General features: G+C 33.3%; 27 protein-coding genes. 8 read left to right on the top strand and 19 right to left on the bottom strand.

The window, feature by feature from the left end; genetic code table 11:
* Positions 1 to 43: 43 nt before the first annotated feature.
* Positions 44 to 919: a cupin-like domain-containing protein gene (locus Q0893_RS09325; RefSeq protein ID WP_299274747.1), complete on the bottom strand. Its 876-nt coding sequence runs from the start codon at positions 917 to 919 to the stop codon at positions 44 to 46.
* Positions 920 to 1016: 97 nt separating this feature from the next.
* On the opposite strand from Q0893_RS09325, the gene ung reads away from it, so the two are divergent.
* On the top strand, positions 1017 to 1682 hold the full coding sequence (gene ung, locus Q0893_RS09320) for a uracil-DNA glycosylase (protein ID WP_299274744.1): 666 nt from the start codon (positions 1017 to 1019) through the stop codon (positions 1680 to 1682).
* Positions 1683 to 1685: 3 nt separating this feature from the next.
* Here ung and Q0893_RS09315 read toward each other — a convergent pair whose 3' ends face one another.
* From Q0893_RS09315 to Q0893_RS09290, 6 genes are all read right to left on the bottom strand, one after another.
* Positions 1686 to 1868, bottom strand: a complete 183-nt coding sequence (locus Q0893_RS09315; RefSeq protein ID WP_298901939.1) for a hypothetical protein — start codon at positions 1866 to 1868, stop codon at positions 1686 to 1688.
* A gap of 179 nt (positions 1869 to 2047) precedes the next feature.
* Positions 2048 to 2905, bottom strand: a complete 858-nt coding sequence (locus Q0893_RS09310; RefSeq protein WP_299274740.1) for a substrate-binding domain-containing protein — start codon at positions 2903 to 2905, stop codon at positions 2048 to 2050.
* A gap of 19 nt (positions 2906 to 2924) precedes the next feature.
* A complete protein-coding gene (locus tag Q0893_RS09305) occupies positions 2925 to 3800 on the bottom strand; it encodes a nucleoside phosphorylase (RefSeq protein WP_298901937.1) in 876 nt (291 codons plus the stop codon).
* Positions 3790 to 4737, bottom strand: a complete 948-nt coding sequence (locus Q0893_RS09300; RefSeq protein WP_299274737.1) for a DUF1835 domain-containing protein — start codon at positions 4735 to 4737, stop codon at positions 3790 to 3792. Before Q0893_RS09300 ends, Q0893_RS09305 begins: the two co-directional genes overlap by 11 nt.
* Positions 4738 to 5073, bottom strand: coding sequence for a translation initiation factor (locus Q0893_RS09295; protein WP_299274734.1), 336 nt, complete (start codon positions 5071 to 5073; stop codon positions 4738 to 4740).
* 78 nt (positions 5074 to 5151) lie between these two features.
* Positions 5152 to 6099: a 2-oxoglutarate and iron-dependent oxygenase domain-containing protein gene (locus Q0893_RS09290; RefSeq protein WP_298901934.1), complete on the bottom strand. Its 948-nt coding sequence runs from the start codon at positions 6097 to 6099 to the stop codon at positions 5152 to 5154.
* A gap of 152 nt (positions 6100 to 6251) precedes the next feature.
* Between Q0893_RS09290 and Q0893_RS09285 the strand changes: the two genes are divergently transcribed.
* Positions 6252 to 8252 carry a dehydrogenase E1 component subunit alpha/beta gene (locus tag Q0893_RS09285; RefSeq protein WP_299274730.1) on the top strand — a complete coding sequence of 667 codons (2001 nt, stop codon included), beginning with the start codon at positions 6252 to 6254 and terminating at the stop codon, positions 8250 to 8252.
* A 104-nt stretch (positions 8253 to 8356) separates the two neighbouring features.
* Entirely contained in the window at positions 8357 to 8671 is a 315-nt protein-coding gene (locus tag Q0893_RS09280; RefSeq protein ID WP_298901932.1) for a hypothetical protein, read from the top strand.
* 20 nt (positions 8672 to 8691) lie between these two features.
* Here Q0893_RS09280 and Q0893_RS09275 read toward each other — a convergent pair whose 3' ends face one another.
* Entirely contained in the window at positions 8692 to 9999 is a 1308-nt protein-coding gene (locus Q0893_RS09275; protein WP_299274726.1) for a dipeptidase, read from the bottom strand.
* Positions 10000 to 10050: 51 nt separating this feature from the next.
* Here Q0893_RS09275 and Q0893_RS09270 point away from each other — a divergent pair, with 51 nt between their 5' ends.
* Positions 10051 to 10485, top strand: coding sequence for a hypothetical protein (locus Q0893_RS09270; RefSeq protein WP_299274723.1), 435 nt, complete (start codon positions 10051 to 10053; stop codon positions 10483 to 10485).
* Positions 10486 to 10487: 2 nt separating this feature from the next.
* Here Q0893_RS09270 and Q0893_RS09265 read toward each other — a convergent pair whose 3' ends face one another.
* The gene (locus tag Q0893_RS09265; protein ID WP_299274720.1) at positions 10488 to 11054 is read right to left on the bottom strand and encodes a biopolymer transporter ExbD; all 567 of its coding nucleotides are present in this window, start codon (positions 11052 to 11054) and stop codon (positions 10488 to 10490) included.
* Between the two features lie 700 nt (positions 11055 to 11754).
* Here Q0893_RS09265 and Q0893_RS09260 point away from each other — a divergent pair.
* Positions 11755 to 13266, top strand: a complete 1512-nt coding sequence (locus Q0893_RS09260; protein WP_298901925.1) for a DEAD/DEAH box helicase family protein — start codon at positions 11755 to 11757, stop codon at positions 13264 to 13266.
* Between the two features lie 85 nt (positions 13267 to 13351).
* Positions 13352 to 14077 carry a hypothetical protein gene (locus Q0893_RS09255; protein ID WP_298901924.1) on the top strand — a complete coding sequence of 242 codons (726 nt, stop codon included), beginning with the start codon at positions 13352 to 13354 and terminating at the stop codon, positions 14075 to 14077.
* On the opposite strand, the gene Q0893_RS09250 is transcribed toward Q0893_RS09255, so the two are convergent.
* From Q0893_RS09250 to Q0893_RS09235, 4 genes are read right to left on the bottom strand one after another with little or no spacing between them, the layout of a single operon-like run.
* Positions 14078 to 15487, bottom strand: a complete 1410-nt coding sequence (locus Q0893_RS09250; RefSeq protein ID WP_367180649.1) for a TolC family protein — start codon at positions 15485 to 15487, stop codon at positions 14078 to 14080. It abuts the gene before it with no gap.
* Between the two features lie 4 nt (positions 15488 to 15491).
* Positions 15492 to 16853, bottom strand: coding sequence for an HlyD family secretion protein (locus tag Q0893_RS09245; RefSeq protein ID WP_299274716.1), 1362 nt, complete (start codon positions 16851 to 16853; stop codon positions 15492 to 15494).
* A 12-nt stretch (positions 16854 to 16865) separates the two neighbouring features.
* Complete coding sequence (locus Q0893_RS09240) at positions 16866 to 18527, bottom strand: peptidase domain-containing ABC transporter (RefSeq protein WP_299274713.1); 1662 nt, start codon at positions 18525 to 18527, stop codon at positions 16866 to 16868.
* Positions 18524 to 19204 carry a TetR/AcrR family transcriptional regulator gene (locus Q0893_RS09235; protein WP_299274710.1) on the bottom strand — a complete coding sequence of 227 codons (681 nt, stop codon included), beginning with the start codon at positions 19202 to 19204 and terminating at the stop codon, positions 18524 to 18526. The genes Q0893_RS09240 and Q0893_RS09235 overlap by 4 nt, the downstream gene beginning before the upstream one ends.
* A gap of 165 nt (positions 19205 to 19369) precedes the next feature.
* Here Q0893_RS09235 and Q0893_RS09230 point away from each other — a divergent pair, with 165 nt between their 5' ends.
* Together Q0893_RS09230 and Q0893_RS09225 are read left to right on the top strand one after the other, a co-directional pair.
* A complete protein-coding gene (locus Q0893_RS09230) occupies positions 19370 to 19831 on the top strand; it encodes a cold-shock protein (RefSeq protein ID WP_298901923.1) in 462 nt (153 codons plus the stop codon).
* An 8-nt stretch (positions 19832 to 19839) separates the two neighbouring features.
* Positions 19840 to 20262, top strand: coding sequence for a DUF3995 domain-containing protein (locus Q0893_RS09225; RefSeq protein WP_299274706.1), 423 nt, complete (start codon positions 19840 to 19842; stop codon positions 20260 to 20262).
* Here Q0893_RS09225 and Q0893_RS09220 read toward each other — a convergent pair.
* The 6 genes from Q0893_RS09220 to Q0893_RS09195 all read right to left on the bottom strand — a co-directional run bounded on the left by Q0893_RS09220 (position 20259) and on the right by Q0893_RS09195 (position 25669).
* The gene (locus tag Q0893_RS09220; protein WP_298901919.1) at positions 20259 to 20831 is read right to left on the bottom strand and encodes a pseudouridine synthase; all 573 of its coding nucleotides are present in this window, start codon (positions 20829 to 20831) and stop codon (positions 20259 to 20261) included. The two genes, Q0893_RS09225 and Q0893_RS09220, sit on opposite strands and share 4 nt — an antisense overlap.
* 1 nt (position 20832) lies before the next feature.
* Positions 20833 to 23145, bottom strand: coding sequence for a type IA DNA topoisomerase (locus tag Q0893_RS09215; protein WP_299274702.1), 2313 nt, complete (start codon positions 23143 to 23145; stop codon positions 20833 to 20835).
* A 151-nt stretch (positions 23146 to 23296) separates the two neighbouring features.
* Positions 23297 to 24151 carry an MBL fold metallo-hydrolase gene (locus Q0893_RS09210; RefSeq protein WP_299274699.1) on the bottom strand — a complete coding sequence of 285 codons (855 nt, stop codon included), beginning with the start codon at positions 24149 to 24151 and terminating at the stop codon, positions 23297 to 23299.
* 194 nt (positions 24152 to 24345) lie between these two features.
* On the bottom strand, positions 24346 to 24714 hold the full coding sequence (locus tag Q0893_RS09205; protein WP_298901913.1) for a nuclear transport factor 2 family protein: 369 nt from the start codon (positions 24712 to 24714) through the stop codon (positions 24346 to 24348).
* A gap of 12 nt (positions 24715 to 24726) precedes the next feature.
* A complete protein-coding gene (locus tag Q0893_RS09200; RefSeq protein ID WP_298901912.1) occupies positions 24727 to 25470 on the bottom strand; it encodes an SDR family NAD(P)-dependent oxidoreductase in 744 nt (247 codons plus the stop codon).
* Positions 25460 to 25669 carry a 4-oxalocrotonate tautomerase family protein gene (locus tag Q0893_RS09195; RefSeq protein ID WP_299274694.1) on the bottom strand — a complete coding sequence of 70 codons (210 nt, stop codon included), beginning with the start codon at positions 25667 to 25669 and terminating at the stop codon, positions 25460 to 25462. Before Q0893_RS09195 ends, Q0893_RS09200 begins: the two co-directional genes overlap by 11 nt.
* Positions 25670 to 25692 lie beyond the last annotated feature (23 nt).

Raw genomic sequence — 25692 nt, 5'->3', positions numbered from 1 at the left:
ATTATTAAAACAAAGAAATAAAATGTTTAAAAACTATTAAAGATTATCTTTTAACGCGCTTTCCATTTTCGTCTTTATAATGACACACACAGTTATTCGGACTGTACAATCCTGCATTGTGAAGTTTGCGCTTAATTAACTCAGATGTTTTCATTTTAAAATTATCTAGAGGTGTAAATGCAAAGTTATTTGAACTTATTGATACATCTAAGCCATATACACAGTGCCACCAAGTTTGAGGAATGAATAACATCTCTCCAGGGTGAATTATCGTGTATTGTACATTGGCATTTTTAAAATTCGCATGCTTTACGTCATCAAATTTTTCCATATTAACATCACTCAAACGAGAACCTGGTTCGTATTTATTGCTTGGATACATAGATGTTTTAGTTTCTTTAGGGTTGACTAAAAACACGAGCTTTCGACCTTCAATAAGCGCTAATATGTTATTGGCTAATCGATCTGTATGCCAACCAGTGAGTGTGCCTGAAGGTCCTATCCATAATGATGTTGAATTCCTTACAGTATTTTTTGATACTAACGAAAAATCTACATGTTCTAATAATTCAGGAAACATTTCCGCTATGGGCATATTGCCTAGGTAAGTTTCTGTTTTTGTATTTCTAATTTCATTTAAATAATCCTGAAAAGCACCAAATTGCCAATTGGTATCATTTTGCCTAATATTACCTTTATACGAATACGTTTCTTTATCCTTTCCAATTTTTTCAAAATAATCCAGAGACCATAACTCCATGGCCTTCCAATGGGACATCATGTTGGTTACTTTAACAGGAACATTCTTTTTTATATGCTCCTTAAAGAAAGCATCATGAGAAATATTTTCAATGCTGTTAATTTCTTTAAGGTCTTTATTTAGAATGCCTTGTACTCGTTCTAAAATCTCATTTTCCATAATAGCTAACTATTGTACTAGCTAATATACTATATTTGAAACTACAAATTCATGACATATTTCATATTTTAGATAATAAGATTTTTTTTTAGATAAAATGAAAGTAGATATACAAGATAGCTGGAAAGATAAACTGGTTGACGAGTTTGACAAGCCGTATTTTAAAAGTTTGGTAGATTTCGTTAGAAGTGAATATACAACGACTAAGTGTTTTCCTCCAGGTTCTGAAATTTTTTCGGCATTTAATAGCTGCCCTTTTGATGATGTTAAGGTGGTTATTATCGGTCAGGATCCCTATCATGGAATAGGTCAGGCCAATGGTTTATGCTTTTCTGTTAATGATGGTATAGCACATCCACCATCTTTAATTAATATATTTAAGGAGATTGCCTCTGATTTAAATGTAGCGTATCCAAGTTCTGGTAATTTAGAGCGTTGGGCAAAACAAGGTGTTTTACTACTAAATGCTACCTTAACGGTTAGAGCGCATCAAGCGGGAAGTCATCAAAAAAAAGGATGGGAAACGTTTACAGATACAGTTATAAAGACTGTAAGTGAAGAGAAAGAGAATGTGGTATTTTTACTTTGGGGCGGATTTGCAAAAAAGAAGGCAAAACTTATTGATGAACATAAGCATATGATTTTAAGTTCGGGTCATCCTTCTCCATTAAGTGCTAATAGAGGGTATTGGTTTGGAAATCAACATTTCAGTAAAGCTAACTATCAATTGAAATCAAAACATATAAAAGAAATAAACTGGTAAGCTTTAACTTCCTGTAGGAGCGAGTTGTGCAGAAGCAAGTTGCTGTGTAGGTTTTACAACTTTTTTAGGTTTAAATATTTGGCGTTCAGTGGTTACTTTCTTGGTGGTTTTGTTACAGCTAAAAATCAATAACAAAAAATTTAATGCAACTAAAAAAGAAAGTATTAGAGTAATTGTTATTATCATATTATATAGTTTTAGTCAAGTAGCATAAAGATTTGGTTGGGGTAAATGTAATTAAAATTTTGATAAATAGAAAGTTAACTAAATAAAAAGCCAAAATTATGTTAATTTTTTGCTCCTTTTAGGTACGGCTATTAATCATTATTATAACAACTGAACTTTACTTTTTCCTACTGCTAAAATCACTTAATTTCATAAACAAGCGACTTATAATCAACTTTTTTAGGAATGATGTCCAGGTGATATAACTTGTCTTGAATTGTTTGGATCGTTTTTTTATCTATTAGTTTTTGAGACCACTCGGTCAATGATAACCATTCTCTAACGTCGTCTAATTTTTGATCGTATCTATTGGCAATGGTTTTATCGATACTTGGAATTTGTTTGAATTCTTTAGTAGTGTTATTAATGATATCAAGTATAATTTTGACGTCATCTAAGTTGGTGTCTAAAAACTCTTCTCTTATGGCAATAACAAAACAGGGCCAAGGTGTAGGACAGTTTCCTATGCGTCTAAACACACCATTATCTACAATGGGTTTCGTAGTAAATTTTTCCCACATGAAATAGTCTGCATCGCCATCGGTTAACCCTTTAACTGCGCCATCTAGATTTTTAATAACTTCAAAATTTAAATCTTTTTCGAGGTTCCAATCGTTGTTTTCGGCGTTGATATAAGCCATGAGGTGAGAACCTGAACCATATCTGCTAATAGCTGCTTTTGTTCCTCTTATATCTTCAATTGTATTGTAATCAGAATTTTGAGCTACATGAATACCCCAAATTAATGGAGATTTTACAAAAGTTTGCACAATTTTAGATGGATTTCCATCAATAATGTCTTTAATAATGCCTTCTGTTAGAATCACAGCAATATCAATCTCACTCTCTCGTAGAGCTTTATTCATAGCTCCAGTACCACCAAAGTAATCTTTCCAACGTAAATTAATTCCTTCTTGTTTATACTCACCATTTTTTAATGTTAAGTACCAAGCAAGGTTAAAATGCTCTGGAACACCTCCAATTTTTATAGTTTTCAATATACTGTCTTTGTCTTTATTAATCTAAATCTAAAATCTTATGTAATGTATACACAATAAGATCATCTACAATTTGTTTTGGGTTTTCACTAAATTCTCCAGTCGCCCTGTTTGCAATAATAGCGTTCATAGATAATGCATTATGCCCTAGTAAGTTTGATATTCCATAAATCCCTGCAGTTTCCATTTCTAGATTAGTAATGGTTAGACCATCGAAATTGAAACTGGCAAGTTTATCATTCAAATCATTGTCTTGAATAGCGAGTCTTAAAATTCTACCTTGTGGACCATAAAACCCAACGTTAGTAGCTGTGAAGCCTGATACTGTCTGTTCGCTGACAATGTGATCAAATAAGCGCTTACTACTTCTAACGACATAGGGATCTGATTTTTTCTCAAACCAGTTCGTTTGTCGTTTTAATGCATTAGAAATTTCAAAAAACTGAACATGTTCACTATCATAGAAATGCAACAGGCTGTCAAAACCAGCGGCATATTCACTCACCAAAAATGAGTTAATAGGAATATGTTCTTGGATGGATCCTGAGGTTCCTATTCTAATAATATCTAAAGATGTCAGTTCTGATTTAACCTCTCTTTTTTCAAGGTTAATATTTACTAGAGCATCCAGCTCATTAAATACAATATCTATATTGTCTGTTCCTATTCCTGTTGAAATCACAGTGATTGGTTTTCCTTTATATTCACCTGTCTGCGTATGAAACTCTCTTTTATGCGTAGAGAAACTTATATGGTCAAAATGTTTTGTGACACTTGCAACACGATCTGGATCGCCAACTGTGATTATCGTGTTGGCAATATTTTCAGGTCGAAGATTTAAATGATATACACTCCCGTCTGGGTTTAATATTAATTCAGATGCTTTAATTGGCATGAACTACGGTTTTAATGAGTTTGTTTTGTTGTTTGTCGAACGTGTAATTTAAGCTACTAACACCTCCAAAGTATATGGTGTTATTTAGCTCTTTCTGATAATTATGTTGATGTTCTAGAGCCAAGTGTCCCTTTCTGTTGAGCTTTAATGACCCCTTTTCTTCAGTAAAAAATATTGATAATAAATCAATAACACGTTCTAATTGTAAATCACCATAGCCATAATATCCTTGATAGTGAAGGGTATATCCAACTAAATGATGTTTCGAGGTAATCTGATTTTCTTTAACAAGTTTTAAAATATTATATTCTAAAGTACTTATTCCACTTCTAAGATCTGGAAAGCGTTTAATATGCGCTTTTAAGCAGTTACTCATATATTTAAAAGAAGATGTTCTTAATATGAGTGGGAGCAGAAGGTTATGATCTTTTCCACAATAAATTCGCCATATGCCTTTTGCTAGAGCAATGTCGTCAACAGAAAGTTTAACCTTATTCTCAAAATGGGATTTTAGCTGGTCAGGTTTTAATTCAGATAAACCCTTTAAGCCTTTTTCTCCTTCAATACGACCACTACATACAAGATAAATAGGAAGGTAAATGCCCTTTTGCTCTAATAAGCTAATGACTGCAACCATATTAATATGGCAGAACAAATCGTATTCAAACCACAATACAATTTCAGTAAAACCAGAGATGTCATCTAGCTTTTTAAGTTCGCTAGTCATTTCTTTCCGACTTAAACTAATGTTGTAAAAGGACTCAAAAAATGCTTTTCTAGCTTCAAAAAATGCTTTAGATGAAATATCTTCAACAGTTGGACCAACACATAGGGTTTCTTGCCAAGTTACTGTATTACTTTTTGTTGCAATATCTAATTGATACAAATAATTGCTCAGACTCGTACCATTAGTGATATGTAGGGTTTGTGTACTCATTTAACCACCAACACGCTTTACATTAAAACCCTTGTCTTTTAAAATCTGCATGATTTTATCTCTATAATCGCCTTGAATTATAATTGTATCATTTTTAAAACTACCACCAACGCTTAGTTTTTGCTTTAATTCTTTCGCTAATTTCTTAAAGTCTTCATCGGCTCCGGTATACCCTTCCAAAATAGTTATGGGCTTTCCTTTGCGTTTTTCATATTTACAAATGATTGGATTGTCTTGTAACCATATACCATCGTCTTTAGTTTCTTTTTCTTCGGAAACGTCGTCCTTTTGTACATGATCTGGAAAGAGATTTTTTAACTGGTCTTGTAAGTCCATAAGCGTGACATATTCGATTCTTAATTTTCAGTAATACCTAGAATGATAAGCATAGATATCTAGAAAAGGAATTAAGAATTATTTTTTAAGTCCGAGTTCTATTAATCGTTCATTTAAAAACTCTCCAGCCGTAATATCATCAAATTGTTTAGGGTTATTCTCATCAATGCAGCTATCTAAAACGTTTAATTTCATTTCACTAATAGGATGCATAAAAAACGGTATAGAATAACGTGAGGTTCCCCATAGTTCTCTAGGCGGATTTACTACGCGATGAATAGTAGACTTTAATTTATTGTTGGTATGTCTAGATAGCATGTCACCAACATTTATCATGAGTTCATCGGGCTCAGCAATAGCGTCTATCCATTCGCCTTTATGATTTTGTACTTGTAAACCTCTTCCTTGGGCACCCATTAACAAAGTGATAAGATTAATATCACCATGAGCTGCAGCTCTAACCGCATTTTCAGGTTCTTCAAGAATAGGAGGATAGTGGATAGGCCTCAATATTGAATTACCGTTGTGGATATAATTATCAAAATAAGTTTCTTCTAAATCTAAATATAAAGCCAATGCACGTAATACATATTTGGCCGTTTTTTCTAACATTTGGTAAGTCTCTTTACCAACCGAATTGAACTCAGGAACTTCTTTTACCTCTACGTTAGTTGGGTATTCCTTTGCGCGTTCGGGATCATCTTCAACATATTGTCCAAAATGCCAAAACTCTTTTAAATCACCTTCTTTTTTACCCTTAGCACTTTCTTTCCCAAAGGAAACATAACCACGTTGGCCACCAATGCCTTCAATTTCATAACTTCTTTTGGTTTCTACTGGTAAACTAAAAAAGTTCTTTACTTCTTTATATAAATTATCAACAAGTTGATCGTCTAAAAAATGTCCTTTAAGTGCCACGAATCCAATATCTTGGTAGGCTTTTCCTATTTCGTTTATAAACTTTTGCTTTCTACTCTCATCTCCAGATATAAAATCTTGAAGATTTACACTTGGTATTTTATTCATTATAAAATGTATTTAATGCAGTTCAACTAACAAAAATAACGAAAATAGTCCTAAAATCATACTTTTAAATAGTGGTTAAAAATAAATGGTCTTAACCATTAAAAACGTCAATTTTTATTTACATTTGATTTACAAACGCAATTTCATATATAATGTTGACCTCAACCAAGAGTTTAATAACCTACGATAAGAAAAACTTAGACGACAAGACCCTTTTAAGTCTATATAAAAATATGCTCAAACCTCGCATGATAGAAGAGAAAATGCTCATTCTATTGCGTCAAGGTAAAATATCAAAATGGTTTTCCGGAATTGGACAAGAAGCTATTTCAGTTGGTGTAACAATGGCGATGAAAACTGAAGAATATATGTTGCCCATGCATCGTAATTTAGGTGTGTTTACAACACGTAACATCCCTTTATATCGCTTATTTAGTCAGTGGCAAGGAAAAGCAAACGGTTTTACGAAAGGACGAGATCGTTCGTTTCATTTTGGAACTCAAGAATTTAATATCGTTGGGATGATTTCTCATTTAGGTCCTCAACTAGGTGTTGCAGATGGGATAGCCTTGGCGAGTTTATTGAAAAATAAGGACTGCGTTACTGCCGTGTTTACAGGCGAAGGTGGTACTAGTGAAGGTGATTTCCATGAAGCCTTAAATGTTGCTTCTGTTTGGCAATTGCCCGTTTTGTTTTGTGTTGAAAACAACGGCTATGGCCTTTCAACACCTACTAATGAACAATATCGATGTAAAGATATTGCCGATAGAGGCAAAGGGTATGGCATGGAATCGTTCGTTTTAGATGGAAATAATATTATTGAAGTCTATACTAAAATGGAAAAATTGGCGGCAAGTATAAGAAAACGCCCGAGACCTATTTTGGTTGAATTCAAAACGTTTAGAATGCGAGGACATGAGGAGGCAAGTGGTACAAAGTATGTGCCTAAAAGTCTCATGGATGAATGGGCAAAAAAGGATCCTGTTGATAATTTTAGAACGTATTTATTAGCACAGCGTATCCTTACAGAAAAGCAAGACGAAACACTAAAAGAAACGATTACTTCGGAAATTAATGAGCATTTAAAAAAGGCCTTTGATGAAGAGCCTATTGTTCCAAATATAGAAACTGAACTTGACGATATCTATAAAACATTTGATTATAAAGAAACCAAACCTTCTTCTAAAACAGAAGAATTAAGGTTGATTGATGCCATTTCTTTAGGATTAAAGCAATCTATGGAGAAGCATGATGATTTAGTTATCATGGGACAAGATATCGCTGAATATGGAGGTGTGTTTAAAATTACTGAAGGTTTTGTAAAACAGTTTGGAAAAGCACGTGTACGTAATACGCCTATTTGTGAATCTGCAATTGTTGAAACGGCTATGGGCTTATCTATTACTGGAATGAAAGCGGTTATGGAGATGCAGTTTGCAGATTTTGCTACTTCTGGTTTTAATCCGATTGTAAATTACTTGGCAAAATCGCATTACCGTTGGAATCAGCAAGCTGATGTCGTGGTTAGAATGCCATGTGGTGGAGGTGTAGCAGCTGGGCCATTTCATTCTCAAACCAATGAGGCTTGGTTTACAAAAACTCCTGGGTTGAAAGTGATATATCCGGCGTTTCCTTTTGATGCGAAGGGCTTGTTAGCCACTGCGATAGAAGACCCTAATCCAGTACTGTTTTTTGAACATAAGGCATTATATAGAAGCGTACGACAAGACGTACCAGTAGATTATTACACTTTGCCTTTTGGAAAAGCATCTGTCCTTAAAGAAGGTAAAGATGTGACGGTCATTACTTATGGCGCGGGTGTACATTGGGCATTAGAAATTTTGGATAGCAATAGTGATATCAATGCCGATTTGATTGACTTACGCAGTCTACAACCCTTAGATACCGATGCTATTTTTGCGTCTGTAAAGAAAACAGGAAAAGCCATTGTTTTGCAAGAAGATTCCCTTTTTGGTGGTATTGCTAGTGATATTTCATCTTTAATTATGGAAAACTGCTTTGAACAGCTGGATGCACCTGTGAAACGTGTAGCAAGTATGGATACGCCAATTCCGTTTATTAACCAATTGGAAGAACAATATATGGCTAAAGGGCGTTTTGAGGTCGCTTTAAAGGAATTGTTAGCTTATTGATAGTTAATTTTAAATTTCTAAACTATTTATTAAGGTTATGTTGTTATAATATTTTAGATAATTTTAATTTTTAAAATAATTATCTTAAAAAGATTAATTAAATAATGAATACACCATCAAACTCAAAAAAAGGATTTCAGTTCGCAATGATTACTATTGTGACCTTTCTCTTATTTTTATTATTGCAAATATTGGCGGCTAATGAAAAAATATCACTCGATTTTTATAGGTATGCCAGTGGCTTTTTGATGATTCTTGTTTTCGTGTCTTCAATTATTGGTTTTGTATTTAGCATGAAAGGTCTTAAAGAGCCAAACTCGATTAAGAAGATTTTTGGAATAGTTGCTAATTCTATACTTTTTATTTTGTTTGTAGTTACTGTGATTGTGAGGTTTATAGATTTTAACAGTTCGTTTTAAGCTCCAATAACCTAGACGTCTTAGCTCTTTTGGGCAACGGCTTGAACCTCGTCTAAGACTCTTAAAAGGTTTCCACTCCAGAGCATTTCTATTTCTTTTTCGGTATATCCACGTTTTACCAATTCTAGTGTTACGTTAAATGTTTCTGAAGCGTCACTCCAGCCTTCAATACCACCGCCACCATCAAAGTCACTACTTATACCTACGTGTTCTAAACCTATTTTTTTAACCATATAATCAATATGATCTACGAAATCTGATACGTTTACTTTAGGAGGGAAGTTGCTCATGTTTTCAGCTTTTTTATCAGCCAATTTTATAATTTTTGCCCTTAGTTCGAAGAAGGCATTTTTTTCGTCATCTGAAAGCCCTTTCATATCATTCCAATCATACCACGTAGTTCCTAAAGATGTAGCTATTTCTTTTCGTATGTCCTTTATAGCTTTATTTCTAGCGTCGTTTTTTTCAGTATTGGTATAGGCTTGAAATGCTACAGTTTGAATAACCCCTCCATTTTGCTTCATCCATTCTAATTGTTCATCATCCAAATTTCTGCTATGATCACAAAGTGCTCTAGCTGAAGAATGAGATGCTATTATTGGAGCTTTGCTGAGTTCGATCATTTGACGCATTGATTCTTTTGATGGGTGAGATACATCAATCATCATTCCTAAGCGATTCATCTCCTTAACGACTTCTTTTCCAAGATCACTTAAGCCATTGTGCAACCACACACCATCTTCTTCACCAGTATTACTATCGCATAATTGACTATGACCATTATGTGATAATGACATATAACGCGCACCTAAATTGTAAAACTTTTCTACATTAGAAATCTCTGTACCCACAGGGTAGCCATTTTCAATACCAATCATAGCTACTTTTTTTCCAGATTTCGAGATACGACGAACGTCATTAGAGTTTAAGGCGAGTTCAATTTGATTTGGAGCGATATCATCAACAAGTTTATGAATGGCATTAAATTTTGACATGGCATTATCATATGCTTTTTGATAGCCCTCTGTACTAAGGGTATCCTGTCCAGTATATACAATGAACCAGGCCACATCTAATCCTCCTGCTTTCATTTTAGGCAAATTAACTTGAGACTCTAGATTTTGAGTGTAGTTGATAGAGTCTGTGAAATTTTTAATATTGATGTCACAATGCGTATCTAATGTAATTACGCGTTCATGAATGGCTTTTGCACGTTCTATAAGGGTAATTGAATCATTATTGCTTGTAGCTGTGTTGCTAGATTTAGTGTCATTTTTACAAGAAGAGACCATAATTAAAATGCATAAAGGAAGGTAGAGTGATTTCATAAAAAATTAGATTTCGTTTCAATTGTGAAGTTACAAATCTTATATTTAAATATGAATTCCTCTACATCATATTCATTCGTTGCACTGTTTTTGACATTTATACTAATCTTGTCATGCAAAAAAGAAGTTCCAAATCCTTACCAATGGGAGTCTATTGAAGTCACCGCAACAGCCTACAATTCTTTAGCGTACCAAACAAGTTCTAATCCGCATATTACGGCATTTGGAGATAGTTTAAAGCCAGGCTTACGCTATATTGCTGTGTCTAGAGATTTACTTAAAAAGGGATTAACTCACAATACACTTGTAAAAATAGAAGGACTGGAGGGGACGTATTTAGTTAAAGATAAAATGAATAGACGTTGGAGGCAGCGTATTGATATTTATATGGGAACTGATGTCAAGGCAGCAAAAGAATGGGGCAGGCGCAGCGTTAACATCAGTTATAGAGTTAAAATAGAGCCAAACTCCTTAGAGTCTAACTAGGTTTATTGATTCTTAACATCTGCTTCAGATAATTTAAAAGGATATGCTTTTCGTACTTGAAGTAGTTCTTCCTTAGTAAGCTCATTTGTTGACTTCTTTAAAATATTTTCAGTATAATCACGTCTCAATTCGAAATAGGCTTTAGTTAATTCATCCTGAACCTTAATATAGAAATTGTAAGAGGTGAGTTTGTCATTAGTAAGAGAGACTACTGCACTTTGTGGATTTTCTGATGATGTTTCATCTTTTAACCCGTTACAATATGCACAAGATTCATCTCCATTATTATCAAGAAAATCTTTTGTAACATCTTTGAGTTCATTGATGCCAATAACTTTATTTTCAACGAATAATTCGTTTTTAGCATTTATTTTTACTTCAAGAATGTTTCTTTGTTTTATTATGCCATCACAATTTTCATTAGGAGGGCAAGGTGCAGGAAGTTTTCTTTTAATTCCAACATCTTGTGGAATCACAGCTGTAACTAAGAAGAAGATTAGTAATAAAAATGCAATGTCTGCCATTGAACCGGCATTAACCTGTGGAGATTGTCGTCTTGATGTTCTCATAATAATAGTTTTTAAGATTAATGTATTCTAGATACGTCTCAAAAACGATACCAATTTCAGAACACAAAAAAACCAGTATACTTAAATAGTCTACTGGTTTTTCCGGATATAATATTGATACTTAGTTCAATATCAATTTTGATTGATGAATAAATGTTTTTCTGATCACTATTAACGTAACGTCTCTAAGTCGTCATTTGTTGTATGTGATGTGTTGATAATTTTAATTAAAGCTTTCATGATAGATTGATGTTTTGATTGATGATGTGATATAGTTTGATTATCTATATCGTCTTTTCTGGTTCCATGTGTACATTTTCGTTTCAATAGATGTACTAGATAATTGATTGTTGTTTAAAGTTCTCATGATATTTGATTTTTTTGATTGATGATTTAAAATAGATGTTATGATCTATATCTTCTTTTTTGATTCCACGTATACAATCTCGTTTCTGTAGATGTATTTGATAATTGATTGTTGTTTAAAGTTCTCATAATAATTGATTTTAATGATTAATGTTATACTAGAAAGACGACAGAATTAAAAAAATGTTACAGTACTTTGCATTACATAGTAGTTATTTAACATTTTTTAACATAGAAGAGTAGGAATTACTTTTCAATTGTTTTTAACAATATGCTTAATAACTCTTATAAAACCTTAATTTTGCAAGAATTGTTTTTCTGAAGCTATTAATTTATGTCCGAAACCCTTGAAATAACAAAGAAAGAAACCAAAAAACGCCTATATGACTATCAAATAGCAGATCTTAATCGCATATTTGATGTTTTTGAAGCTGCTCCTGATAATTATAATTTATTATACCAATTGCCAACAGGAGGAGGTAAAACGGTTATTTTTTCTGAAATTGTTAGACAATATATAAAGAAGCACCAAAAGAAGGTTGTTATTTTAACACACCGAATTGAACTATGCAAACAAACGTCGAAAGTGTTGCATGGTTTTGGTGTAAATAACAAAATAATTAACAGTAAGGTTAAAGAGTTACCAGACCAGGATCAGTATCAATGTTTCGTGGCCATGGTAGAAACCTTAAATAACAGGTTAAATGATGGAAAACTTAATCTAGAGGATATTGGACTTGTCATTATTGATGAAGCCCATTATAATTCATTTAGAAAACTATTTAAGTTTTTTGACAACTGCTTTATTCTTGGTGTTACAGCGACACCATTAAGTAGTAATATCAAATTACCAATGAAAGACAACTATAAAGAGTTGATTGTTGGTGATAATATTTCAACCCTAATTAAAAACGGATTTTTAGCTTCGGCAGAAATTTATAATTATGATGTATCGCTAAATACCCTTAAGATAGGTATTAATGGCGATTATACAGTTAAATCTTCAGAAGCATTATATACCAATGCAGCAATGCAAGGAAAGTTATTGTTTGCTTATGAAGAGCTTTCTAAAGGAAAGAAAACCCTTATCTTCAATAATGGTATTAATACCTCAAAAGAGGTTTATTATACGTTTAAGAGAGCAGGTTATGATGTTCGACATTTAGACAATACATCTAGCAAGCAGGAGCGTAAAGAAATTTTGAAGTGGTTTAAAAACACACCAAACGGAATTCTAACCTCAGTGAGTATCCTAACTACTGGTTTTGATGAGCCCTCTGTAGAATCCATTATACTTAATAGAGCCACACGTTCTTTGACCTTATATTTTCAAATGATTGGTAGAGGATCGAGAATTCATGGTGATAAAAGTAAGTTTACAGTTATTGATTTAGGAAATAATGCAGTTCGATTTGGTCCTTGGAGCCAACCTGTAGATTGGCAACATATCTTTAAAAATCCAGATTTTTATCTTGAAAATCTTCGAAATGATGAAGATATTGAACGTGAGTTTGTCTATAAGATGCCAGAATCCTTAAGAAAGCGATTCAAGAAAAATCCTAGCGATGATTTTGATATCAAGGCGGAGTATAAAAAAGTAACTCGTGAAGGGCAAAAATCAATGAAAGCTATAGAGAATAGTATAGCACAACATTCTGCATTGGTGATAGCAAATAGCGAAGATGTTTTTGAAGCAAGGGAATTGGCTAAGCTGTTGCATGATGATATTTGTTATCGCATAAAGCAATATTGTTATTGCATTATGAATAGTACTAAAAACTACAAAGATTGGCTTTTAGAAGAATATACGCGTAAGCTACGTTTAAGTTTCAACGGAAAGTTTTAACGTAAAATTAAAATGTTTACGGTTTAAAGTCGTTACTTTTAATGTTAGGTATAGTTTTTGAAGCGACTATACTAAATAAATTGTGATGAAGAATTATCTTATTTTTTTACTTTTTGTGCTGTGCTCTATGTCTGCGTTTAGTCAACCGCCAGATCAGAGTGAGAAGAAGTCTATTAAAATTCCAGCAATCGAGTCAAAGAAAAAAGATTCTACACCAACAAAACTTGACATCAAACCTAATTCCAAGATTGGGATTACTAAAACCAAAAAAAACATTTCTGGAATTGCTGTACCTACAGAAAGCAAAATTTCTATCAAAAAGCCTAAAAAGGAGTTTTCTATGATAGACAATAATGGTTTACGTAATCCAGGTGAGCTTTTTGAAAAGCGTTTTAAAAAAGTTGCTGTAGAACAAGGTTTGTCTACAGAAACTATGGCAGATGTTTTTCTTGGTGATATTAAAACAAAAGGTGGCTTTGTGAAAATTGTTTGCCGCGATCACGAATATCCAGATGGCGATTTGGTGCGTGTATTTGTAAATGATCTCATGCTAGTTCCTTCACTGTTATTAACTTCAGGCTACAGAGGTTTCGATGTTCAATTAGCTCCAGGAGTTAATAAAATTGTATTCTTAGCTTTAAATCAAGGAGACTCTGGGCCAAACACGGCAGAGTTTATTGTTTACGACGACAAAGGGAATCTTGTTTCGTCCAAAAAATGGAACCTTCTTACTGGAGTTAAAGCTACAGTTAATGTGATAAAACAAGATCCAGAAAAGGAAGAGGAACCTGAAATAAAAAGCAATAACTAGTTAGAGATTTTGTAAATCTCTGGATAAACTGTTAAAGAGTTTTGCCTTTGTTTTTAAATATTTATTCTGAAGCGAAATGGCTTTTAATTGCGAATCAATTAAACTTTTTTCTCTAGAGTTAACTAAAAAAACCGAACTTTCTCCAAAACTAAATTTTCGTTCTTCTGCACTGAGCATGGCGTCATAATCAGAAACAATATCTTCTATGAGCTGATTTTGGACTTCAAAAGATTCTAATTCTCTAAATAAAGCTAAAACTTTAGTTTGAATTGTAATTTTGACATTATCAATATCAAATCTTGCGTCCTGCAGTTTGGTTTTTGCTAATTTTAAATCACCACGTTCTTTTCTTAAAAACAGTGGTATAGATATATTAAATCCGCCTTTGTATTGATTAGAGTTAAAGGAGCTTACAAGATCTGGAGAGGTCGTTAAAAAATTGTAATGCACGTCTACTTTCGGCAATAATTTATTGGCTTTTAAGCGCTTGTCTATTTCTAAACTTTGATACTTAAAATTTAATGATTGTAATTTTGGATGATTGTCTAGGATGAAATCACTTAATGATACTCCTGAAATTTCTAAAACATTATCAATGTTGTTTTCTATATCGATATCGGGAATAACACCTTCTTGTAACTCCACAGGAATATCATCATTTAGCCATAAAAATGTAGAGAGTTCTAATGAAGATTTCATTAGTTTTACTTTAGACTGTTCTAGACCTAAAACTCGGTTTTTTACTATAATTCTAGCTTCGATAGAATCTATGGCGGCCTTATCTCCAGCTTCTGTACTTCGCTTTACACCTTGAAACCTTATATCAGCATTTTCTAAAAATTGTTCATATATCTTCACTTCGTTATAAGTTTGCAACCAGTCAAAATAAGCTATGGAGGCATTGTATAAGATTTGATTAATTAGAATTTCTCTATCTGCTTTCGTTTGCTCCCTAAATAGTTTTGCCTTTTTTAAATCAGCCATACGCTTATTAATAAATAAACCTTGTCCAAGTGATGCAGAAATACCTGCACTGTAAAGCCCTTCATCTGGAACTGAGTTTTGCGGATTTAAAAACACACCGTCATTTTTTTCAAAGCTGGTTTTTAATTCGATGCCATACCAAGTCGGAATTTTAAATGTTGTACTCAGTTGATCATAGTACTCGATATTTTTAAAAACCTTCCGCTCACTATCTACCTCAATCTTTGGATCAAAACTTCCTCTTGCTTTCATGAGGTTTGCTTGTCCAAGTTGCAATGTAAGCTGAGCTTGCTTGGCTATTGGATGATATTTTTTTACATAACCGAGATACTCACTAAAACTCAAAACTGTAACATCTTGTTCTTGTGCTGAGCATAGCGATGAAATGAGTGCAAAGATGAGAACACGAACATAATAATTCATCATTGGGCTATTTTTTAGTTGTCGTTGTTTTTGAAGCTGAAGCATGTTCTGGCTGATAATAGTTAGGAGGGAAGCCATTGAGTTTACGCCATAGCTCGAACCAAATGGGAACATCTTCTAACAATGCAATGGTTTTGGCACCAGATCCAACTCGAATATCTTTTGGCCATTCGTGATCGGTCTCATCTGGAGCGAGCAATACTCTAAATTTGCCATTATCACTAATAAAACTTTCGATGGCAACAACTTTTGCTCCATAGGTGCCATAACTAACATTTGGCCAACCACTAAAAACGATTGCTGGCCAGCCGTCAAACTGAACACGTACTTTTTCATTTAAATGAATAAGTGGTAGATCTATTGGTGCTACGTAAGTCTCAACAGCCAAATCATAATTAGACGGCATAATACCTACAAGTTTTTCACCCTCTTTAAATGTTTCTCCAAGACCACCTTTAATGGCTTTATTAATATACCCGTTTTGAGGAGCTTTGATATAATACATATCATTTCTCATTTCATAATTAGTGAAGTCTGTTTCTAATTTGGTGACCTGTGCCTTTGCATCAAACTTATTAGACTCTGCAGTAAATTTTTCGCTTTGTGCTTTGGATATTTTATCTGTGTACTCGGCCTGAATGCGATTTATTTCTACATTGGCGTTTATAATCTTATTTTTTGATGAGAGGTATTTATTTTCTTGAGATATCATCTTAGCTTGTGTCTCTTGAAATTTAGAACGCTTTTCTTCTAATTGGGTTAAAGATTTTAGTCCTTCATTATATAATTTTTCCGTAGCATCAATTTGACGCTCTGCGATGCTTAAATTGATTTTTACCGCCTCCAAATCTATACTATCACTCTTTACCTTAAGATTTGCTTGTAGCAGCTTATTTTGTGCTTGCTCAAGTTTGAGCGTGCGTTCTCTACTTAAAGCTCCAATTTGATTATCTAAGGCATTAACTTTGGAGTTGTATGATGTTACTGTTGCAGCTTTAGCTTTAATTTGCTGCCCAGTTCTATTCACGAGATTTGGATCGAAATAGGCATTTTTTATTTCAGAAATAAATAAAATGGTATCTCCTTTTTTAACAAAATCACCTTCTCGCACATACCATTTTTCAATACGCCCTGGTATGGGAGATTGAATCGTTTGTGGTCTTTGATCTGGTGTTAATGTTGTGACCTGCCCTTGACTATTGATATTTTGCGTCCAAGGTAAAAACATCACTATAACTACTGTAATTGCAAAGGCTATCAAAAACCGATTAAAATGTTTAAAATGCCTTTTGTGAAAAACCTTTTTAGCCGATTTATATGACGATAAATCTACTTTTTTATTGAGCTTGTTATGAGATATATTGAGCATAATCTTTGAGGTTTAAACAATTTTACCATGTTCTAAATTGATGAATCGTGTACATTTACTTTTCCAATCCTTATTATAGCTTACCACAACCAAAGCCCATGGATTACTTGGGTGCGTCAAATAGTCCATAATCTTTAGCGCTTCCTCTTTTTCGAATTGCTCTAATGGATCTTTTAGTAATAACAGTTTTGGTTTTTTAAGAATACTTCTTGCTAAAACTATTTTTTTGGACACCGTAGATGAAAGCCGTTGTCCCTCTGGGTACAGTATGGTTTTTAATCCATAAGGTTGGGTCTTTACGAAATCAATAAGTCCAGTTTTTTCAAGGACTATATTAAGGTCTTCCTGAGAAATGTTCTCGTCTCCAAAAGTTAAGTTTTCTCTAATAGAACCTTCAAATGGTGATTCTTCTGAAAGAGATTGCCCAATCAAAGATCGATAGTCATTAAGTTTAATAGCGCTAAGTGCAATGTCATTAATATAAATACCTCCTTTTGAAGGTAAATTGATTCCGGCTATAAGTTTTAATAATGTAGATTTGCCCGAACCATGAGAGCCTAAGATTAATATACGATCTTTTGGATTAATTGTTAATGAAACATCTTCGAGAATCGGACTAGATTTTTCTGGAACCAAATAAGAGACCTTATCAAGTTCAACCTTAACTATGCTATGATTTTTATTCACAATAGTGTCACCATCTTGCGATTCTAATTCTTTATCAACAACTTGGCCTAATTTTTTAATAGACGTGAGTACATCGTAAAATGATTCTAGTCCCAATATTAATTTTTCAACAGAATTTATAACTAAAAGAATGATAATTTCAGCAGCTACAAACTGTCCAATGTTCATTTCTTGACTTAAAACTAACACGCCACCAATGATTAATAATCCTGCCGTAACTAAGACCTTAAAGCCGATTAGTTTTATAAATTGTTGCACCAAAATTTTAAAATGACTTTCTCTCGCATCCAAATAGTTTGTTACTAATTGATCATTTTTTGTTAATGCCAAACTTGTTTTTCCTGATAGTTTAAAGCTAAGTATTGAGCGGGCTACTTCCTGTAGCCAATGCGCAACTTTATATTTTTGTTTAGACTCATCTAAACTTGTGTCTAAGCCCCTTTGGGCTGAAAATTTAAATACGATATAGATTAATAAAATGAGTAAAATGCCATAGATAATAAAAAATGGATGATAGAATGATAAAAGCATTAAACCAAAAATAATTTGAAGTAAAGCCGCAGGAAAATCGACCAAAATTTTTGACAAACCTTTTTGGACAGTAATCGTGTCAAAAAACCTATTGGCCAATTCTGGCGGATAATAATTTCGGAGCTCACTCATCTTAATTTTTGGAAAACGGTAGGCAAATTCAAATGAAGATCGCGTAAATATTTTTTGTTGAACGTTTTCAATGATACGCATTTGCATCAGTTGTAAGGCGCCTACAAAAGCTACACCTAATGTAACTAAACTCACAAGGACTATCCAGGAACTGCTTATTTGAGCACCTTGAATAAGGTTAATGATTGCTTGTATTCCTAGAGGTAATGAAAGATTCACTAAACCTGCAAATATGGCATAGTAAAATACTTGCTTAATATCTTTACGGTCTAGTTTTAGAAGACCTATTAAGCGTTGCCAAGACGTCAATATTGTTTTTGTCATTTGTTAGTCATTAAGGTGTTAAAAACTAAATGAGTAAAGTAATCTGAAGGTCGTATATCCTCATTACAATCTGTGAGCGATTTAAAATGATCCTTTAAAAAATGTTGATGCAACCCACCTTCTAATACAGTACTTGCAAGACTATGTGGAAATTTGTAATCTGGACTCACATCGATAATCATATCATGTAAACGCGTCACAAGCCGCTTATATATGGCAAAATAGCCTTCTTTGTTTTCTTCATCAACTTCTTTGGTTAAATACGATTTTGAATATTCATTAATGACCACACGATTCAAAACCACCTCATTAATATGACCGAAAGTGGAGTCTGACTCTATGGTACGTGTTAGAATGTTAATAGCCTTCTCTAATTTTTCTTTAGGGTTAGAAATGTTGGTGGTAGAAAAAACCAATTGATATTCTAACCATGCCCAATACCAAGAAGTTAAATAGAGTAATAGCTTATGTTTACTATCGAAATAGCGATAGATAGAGCTCTCATTAGAGCTAATTCGTTTTCCTAATTTTTTAAATGTAAAACTTTCAAAGCCAATTTCATCAATGAGCTCAATGCTGAATTCTATAATACGTTTGCCTAAATCTGATGATTGTGGATCCTTTAAATAGATCTTGTCATTGATGTCAATTCTTAAATTTGATAGTAAAGTTTTCATTTTAATATATTTTACACGCAAATGTAATAGTAATACTATTAATTTGCCAATGTTTAACTTTTGATTAACTAATTTTAATATTCTTGTATTAATCCAAATTTTACACTTATCTTTACGTTATAGGTGCAATGTGTACTTAATTAATAAAAGATTACAGAGTAAAGAATGGCAAAGTCGCAACAGACATTTAACAAAAGCGAAAAAGAAAAAAAGCGTTTAAAAAAGCGTGAAGAAAAGCGTAAAAAAATGGAAGCGCGTAAGCTCGAAAAAGAAGAAAAAGGAGGGGTAGATAGCATCCCTTTTGCTTACGTAGATCAGTTTGGTAATTTAACAGATACACCTCCAGATCCGGCTGATAAAATAAAAGTAAAAGCCAAAAGTATAGTTTTAGGCATACCCAAAAAAGAAGATGTTGAAGAAGAAGAGTACGATCCAATTAGAAAAGGTAAAGTGTCTTTCTTTGATAATTCTAAAGGATTTGGTTTTATAATTGATACTGAAGATCAAGAAAAATACTTCTGCCATGTAAGTGGCCTTATTGATGAAATTCAAGAAAACGATAAAGTTCAATTTGAATTAGAAAAAGGGAATCGTGGTATGAATGCGGTTCGAGTGAAGCTGATATAAATTTAGTCATGCTAATTTTAGCACTACTACTGAGTATAATTTTTTTAATACTCTCCTTAATCCATATAAACTGGGTGTTTGGTGGAACTTTTGGTTTTGATGCTTCCTTACCAACTAATGAAGAAGGACAACGGATGTTAAATCCTAAGCCTATTGATAGTGCTATAGTTGGTTTAGGATTGTTGTTGTTTTCTGTGTTTTATTTTTTGAAAGCCAACCTTATAGATATAACCCTTAGTTCTTGGGTTTTTACATATTTTGGATGGATCATACCATCCATTTTTTTATTAAGAGCCATCGGTGAATTTAAATATCTTGGGTTTTTTAAAACAGTAAAATCTACTGCGTTTGCCAGATATGATACTAGATTATATGCTCCTTTATGCCTATGTATCGCCCTTCTTGGCTATATGCTAAAGTTCTGGTACTAGAAGATAGAATCAATTTCAATGACTTCTCCCATTTTTAAATCATCTAATCTTTGGTGTCCAACTCTAACTCTTACTAGTCTTAGTGTAGGAAATCCAACAGTAGCTGTCATTTTTCGTACTTGCCTGAATTTACCTTCGTTAATCGTTATGGAAATCCAGGAGGTTTTACCATGGCGTTCATCACGAATTTTCTTTCCTCGCTCTGGGAAATTTGGAGCTTGATTTAATTTTATAACCTTACATGGTTTGGTTATATAGGATTCACTTTTGTGACTTATAGACACACCATGTTGCAATTGCTCAATGACTTCACTAGTAATTTCCCCATCCACCTGAACATAATACTCTTTATCTGTTTTTGAACTGGTAACATCGAAACTTACTTTTCCGTCTGTGGTTAAAAGAAGTAAACCCTCAGAATCTTTATCCAAACGCCCAATAGCCATAGTGCCATTTGGGAAATCATAGAGTTCTCCTAAGAACTTCTTGTTTTTTTCATGCTTGGCATTGGTTTGAAACTGACTTAAATATCCATAAGGCTTAAACAGTTTAAAATGGCGGTGTTCCATGTTAAACATTCGTTTTTAAAATAGAATAAACTAAATCTTTTGTAAGTGTTTGTCCTTGCGCCTTTGCACGAATTGTCTCAAATGACATTCTGAAATTGCAGCCCGACTTATAAGCACTGCAACCGTAAGCAGTTTTCCCCTTAATTATAGTACCGTTTTGGCATTTAGGGCAATTAACAGCTTTACTTTTCTTTACTTCGGAAATTTTAGTTTTGTCCTTTTTTGCTTCTAAAACCAACTTAAAGTTTTCGTTGAAACGTAACAACCCTTCAGTTGTTCCATCATCTGATGAAAACCCTTTGAGATTAACAGTAGACCCTTTTTGCAATAATCTGATGAGTTGCTTTTCAGAAATCTTCTTTCCGTAAACTTTAAACGGCAATATAAAGTTGCAGCCTGTTTTAAAACGACTACATCCATAGGCTGTTTTTCCTTTAAGTAACTGCCCTTGTTTACATTGCGGGCACATTTCCGAAGATAAACCAGCAGCTTCAGATTGCTTTGCTTTTACCTGACGTTGTTCAATCACTGTGGCTTGTGATATATTGGCACGAGAGGTTTCGCTACGTACTTCATAGACCAAATCATCTACCATCTTTTTCATGTTTTTGATAAATCTGCTAGCACTGTATTCACCCTTTTCGATGTCTTTGAGCTGTTTTTCCCACAGTCCGGTAAGTTCGGCAGATTTTAAAAGTTCATTTTGAATGGTGTCAATAAGGGCAACACCAGTTATAGTTGGTAAAATTTGCTTTTTGTTGCGCTTAATATATTGGCGTTTAAATAAAGTCTCGATGATATTGGCCCGTGTTGATGGTCTTCCAATACCGTTTTCTTTCATTAAATCGCGTAGTTCGTCATCGTCTACTTGTTTACCTGCAGTTTCCATAGCACGTAGGAGAGACGCTTCAGTAAATTGATTTGGTGGTTTGGTTTGCTTTTCTAGGAATGATGGCTCATGAGGTCCTTTTTCACCTTTTGAAAATGTGGGAAGCGTATCTTTTTCTGAGGTGTTTGAACTGCTCTTTTTTCCGAATTTAAATACGGTTTTCCATCCGTCTTTAAGGATTTCTTTTCCTGTCGTTTTAAAGTTTACATCATCTGCTTTCCCAATAACTGTAGTATTTGATACCTCGCAATCTGGATAAAATACTGCAATAAAACGTTTTACTATGATATCATAGACTTGCTGTTGGTTGTATTGCAGATTAATTTGAATTCCGGTTGGAATAATAGCGTGGTGATCGGTTACTTTTTTATCATTGAAGACCTTAGCCGATTTTTTTATTTTTTTTCCTAAAAGTGATTGGGTTAGTTCAGAATAGTTGGTTAATTTCTGAAGTATGCCTGGCACCTTTGGGTAGATGTCTGTGGGTAAAAAAGTGGTATCTACTCTTGGGTAGGTCACTACTTTTTGCTCGTATAGTTTTTGAACAATTTTTAAGGTTTCGTCTGCTGAAAACCCAAACTTTGTATTGCAGTAAACCTGCAACCCTGTAAGATCAAAGAGTTTAGGTGCGTATTCTTTTCCTTTCTTTTTGGTTATAGATACAACCTCAAAATCATGCTCCTTTACTTTATTGGCTAAAATTTCACCCTCTTCCATTTTATGAAATCGTCCTTCCTCATAAACAAATAAAGTGTCACGATAGAGCGTATGTAATTCCCAATACGGCTTTGGTTTGAAATTTTCTATGTCTTTAAATCGGTTCACAACCATTGCTAAGGTTGGAGTTTGCACACGACCAACAGATAGCACTTGTTTGTATCCACCATGTTTTACAGTGTATAGACGTGTTGCGTTCATTCCTAAAAGCCAATCACCAATAGCACGAGAAAAGCCTGCATAATAGAGATTATCATAGGTTTCAGAATCTTTGAGATTTTCAAAACCTTCCTTAATTGCTTCTATAGTTAACGAAGAAATCCAAAGACGTTGAACCTTACCTTTATAATTGGCTTGGTCTAAAACCCAGCGTTGAATAAGTTCTCCTTCTTGACCAGCATCACCACAATTGATTACAACATCGGCCTTATCGAACAACGATTTTACAATATTGAATTGTTTTTCAATGCCAGAATTGCTTACTACTTTGGTTTTAAATTTTTCAGGTAGCATTGGTAGGTTGTTTAGATCCCAACTTTTCCAATAAGGTTTATAGTCGTTTGGCTCCATGAGTGTACATAAATGCCCAAACGTATAGGTTACTGCATAGCCATTACCTTCATAAAAGCCATCGCGCTTGGTATTGGCACCAAGAACTTGTGCAATTTCTCGAGCAACACTAGGTTTTTCGGCAATACAGACCTTCATTTATAATTTTAGTTTTAGGATGTAAACAGAACTGCAAAATAGGAAATTGTTGTTGTTTTTTGAAAGAGATTTGTAGAGAGTTATTAACTGTTTTTAGAAGGGTTAGGTTCTATTTATTAAAGTAGTCACGATCAACGTTAGCTCCTATAATTTATTCTGTAAAATAATGTACTTTTCCAAGCTCCATTAATAAGGTAATATTCGAAAATCGCTTGCGTAATTCTTCTTGATCATTCTTGCTAAAATCTGGAGGAAGGTGAGAGGCAATAATGTGTTTTGGAGCAATAAGTTCGTTTACTTGTGATATGTCATTATCATCTAGAAGTAACCAATAGGGAAGTACAGCAATATCAATGTTTTTGTTTTTAATATCTAAGGTTTTAAAAGGTTCGTGAGTTAATTTCCAATCGGTATCACCAACATGAAGAACACTATAGTTTCCTAGATTTACAAGATATGCGATGTTTTCAGTTTGATTGTGTCGCTGTGGGTTTGTATGGTCACATCTTATGGCTGTAATTTCGATTCCAGATGTCTCTGTTGTATGTGGCTTTTTGTCATAAGGAACGCTATAAAATCGGCTAGTAATACTATCTGCATTGGAGTGAAACGTAACGACATCCTTTTTTAATTGAGAAGATCCCATGACAACCCCATTACTATTGTGTTCTAAAAACCTCTTCGCGTATTTTCCGCTGAAATGATCACCATGCAAATGCGTATATAAACAAAATTCGATAGGAGAAAAATCTTTAAAGTTTCCTGTAATTAATTGATTTACCATATCCTCTGGAGGATAAACGTAGGGTTTGTTGTAATACTGATGTAAACCATCTATTATAACCGTTTTATCATCTAATTCCATACAAACGCCCATATTACCTGTATATGCAATTTTAAGTGCTTGAGAATTTACAGAATCTTGAACAGTTTGATGTTTTAATGAACCAAGATCATTTGATTGGTTTTTAGAAGTATTGGTTTGACAGGATAATAGGCAATTCACTAGGAATACTATTAAAACAAGTTTATTATATATATTATTAGTTCTTTGTGATCTCATATCATTTTTACTCAATAACTAAAGGTAATAAAAATGAAATAGCTATAACCTGTTATTAGCAAGGTTCTTTTAAATATAACCATAGCGACTTGGTAAAACCTAAATCACTATGGCATTTAAAATAAAATTATGATGTTTTAATCAACGTGAGTAAATATTTTATTAACGATTTTCCACTCATTATTAATTTTAGAAAAAGATAGATAATCATAGTAATTATAACCAAGCATAGGAACATGCAATTTTACCATCGCAATTTTTCCTATGATGTCTATTCCGATAATACTCATTTTAAAAGTTTCTTCTAAATCATTCGGACTTTGTCTGTCTTTTACGCCTTGAGAGTATGCTTTAAAACTTTTTAAATAATCTACTCCTTTTATATCTCCATAGAGATAGGCATCTTCATGAAAGCAAGTGTTTAGTTTTGAAATGTTTCCGTAGAATATGCCTTCAAAATAATTTGCAACCTGCGTTTCTATTTCTTTTATGTTCTTATTATACATTTATAGTTCTTTTTATATGCTGTGTCCAATTGTATGACCTCCAGCGACATTAATGGTTTCTCCTGTTATAAAGTTTGAAGTAGCGAGATAATAAGCCGCTTCAGCGATTTCGATTGTTTCACCAATTCTATTCAACAAATGTAATCCTGCTAAACTATCAGCATCTTCAATTCCAATTTTACTTTGTAAAGGACTTCTTATTATTCCTGGTGCTATGGTGTTTACCTTTATATTGCTTTTTCCAAACTCTGCGGCTAATTGCCGTGTTAATGAATGAATGGCTCCTTTACTTGTTAATGGAGCTGTTGCAGGAAAACCATCTATAGCATGTTCAACTAAGACTGTACCTATATTAATTATAGATCCGCTTTGTTGTTTTATCATTTCTGGAATAACAGCTTGCGAAGTGAAATATGTACCTTTTAAGTTAACATTCCAATACAGGTCTAAATCTTTTTCTTCAACATCTAAAAATGGTTTTGGAGAGAATAGACCTGCATTATTGATTAAAACATCAACAGAATTAAATGTTTCTAAAGCCAGTTTAACAAGTTTTTGACCTGTTTCTTGTTTGCTTATATCACCACTTAAATAAATAGCATTTGAAGGTGCGCCCAATTCTTGGTATGCGCTTTTAAGATTGTCTTCATTTGAAGAATTCATAACAACATTACTTTCTTTGTTTATAAAGTATTTTGCTATTTCTTTACCAATTCCTGTTGATGCGCCTGTAATAATTATTGTTTTATTTTTCATTGCTATTGGTTTTAGTTCCTAAGTATTGTTTTCCGTTGTGACCCCAATTACCAAGAGCTATTTCTTCAATAACAACATGTGTTGTTTGAGGGTCTTTGTTAAGGATATCAACTAAGAGTTGTGTTGTTCCTTCAATTAATTGTTGTTTCTGTTTCATTGTTACTTGTTCGTCAGTAACTTTAATATTAATGTATGGCATAACTTTGTTATTAAATTATTAGT

It is taken from the genome of uncultured Psychroserpens sp. (genome assembly GCF_947494225.1).
Taxonomy (GTDB): Bacteria; Bacteroidota; Bacteroidia; order Flavobacteriales; family Flavobacteriaceae; genus Psychroserpens.
This window is presented reverse-complemented; position numbering and strand designations above follow the sequence as displayed.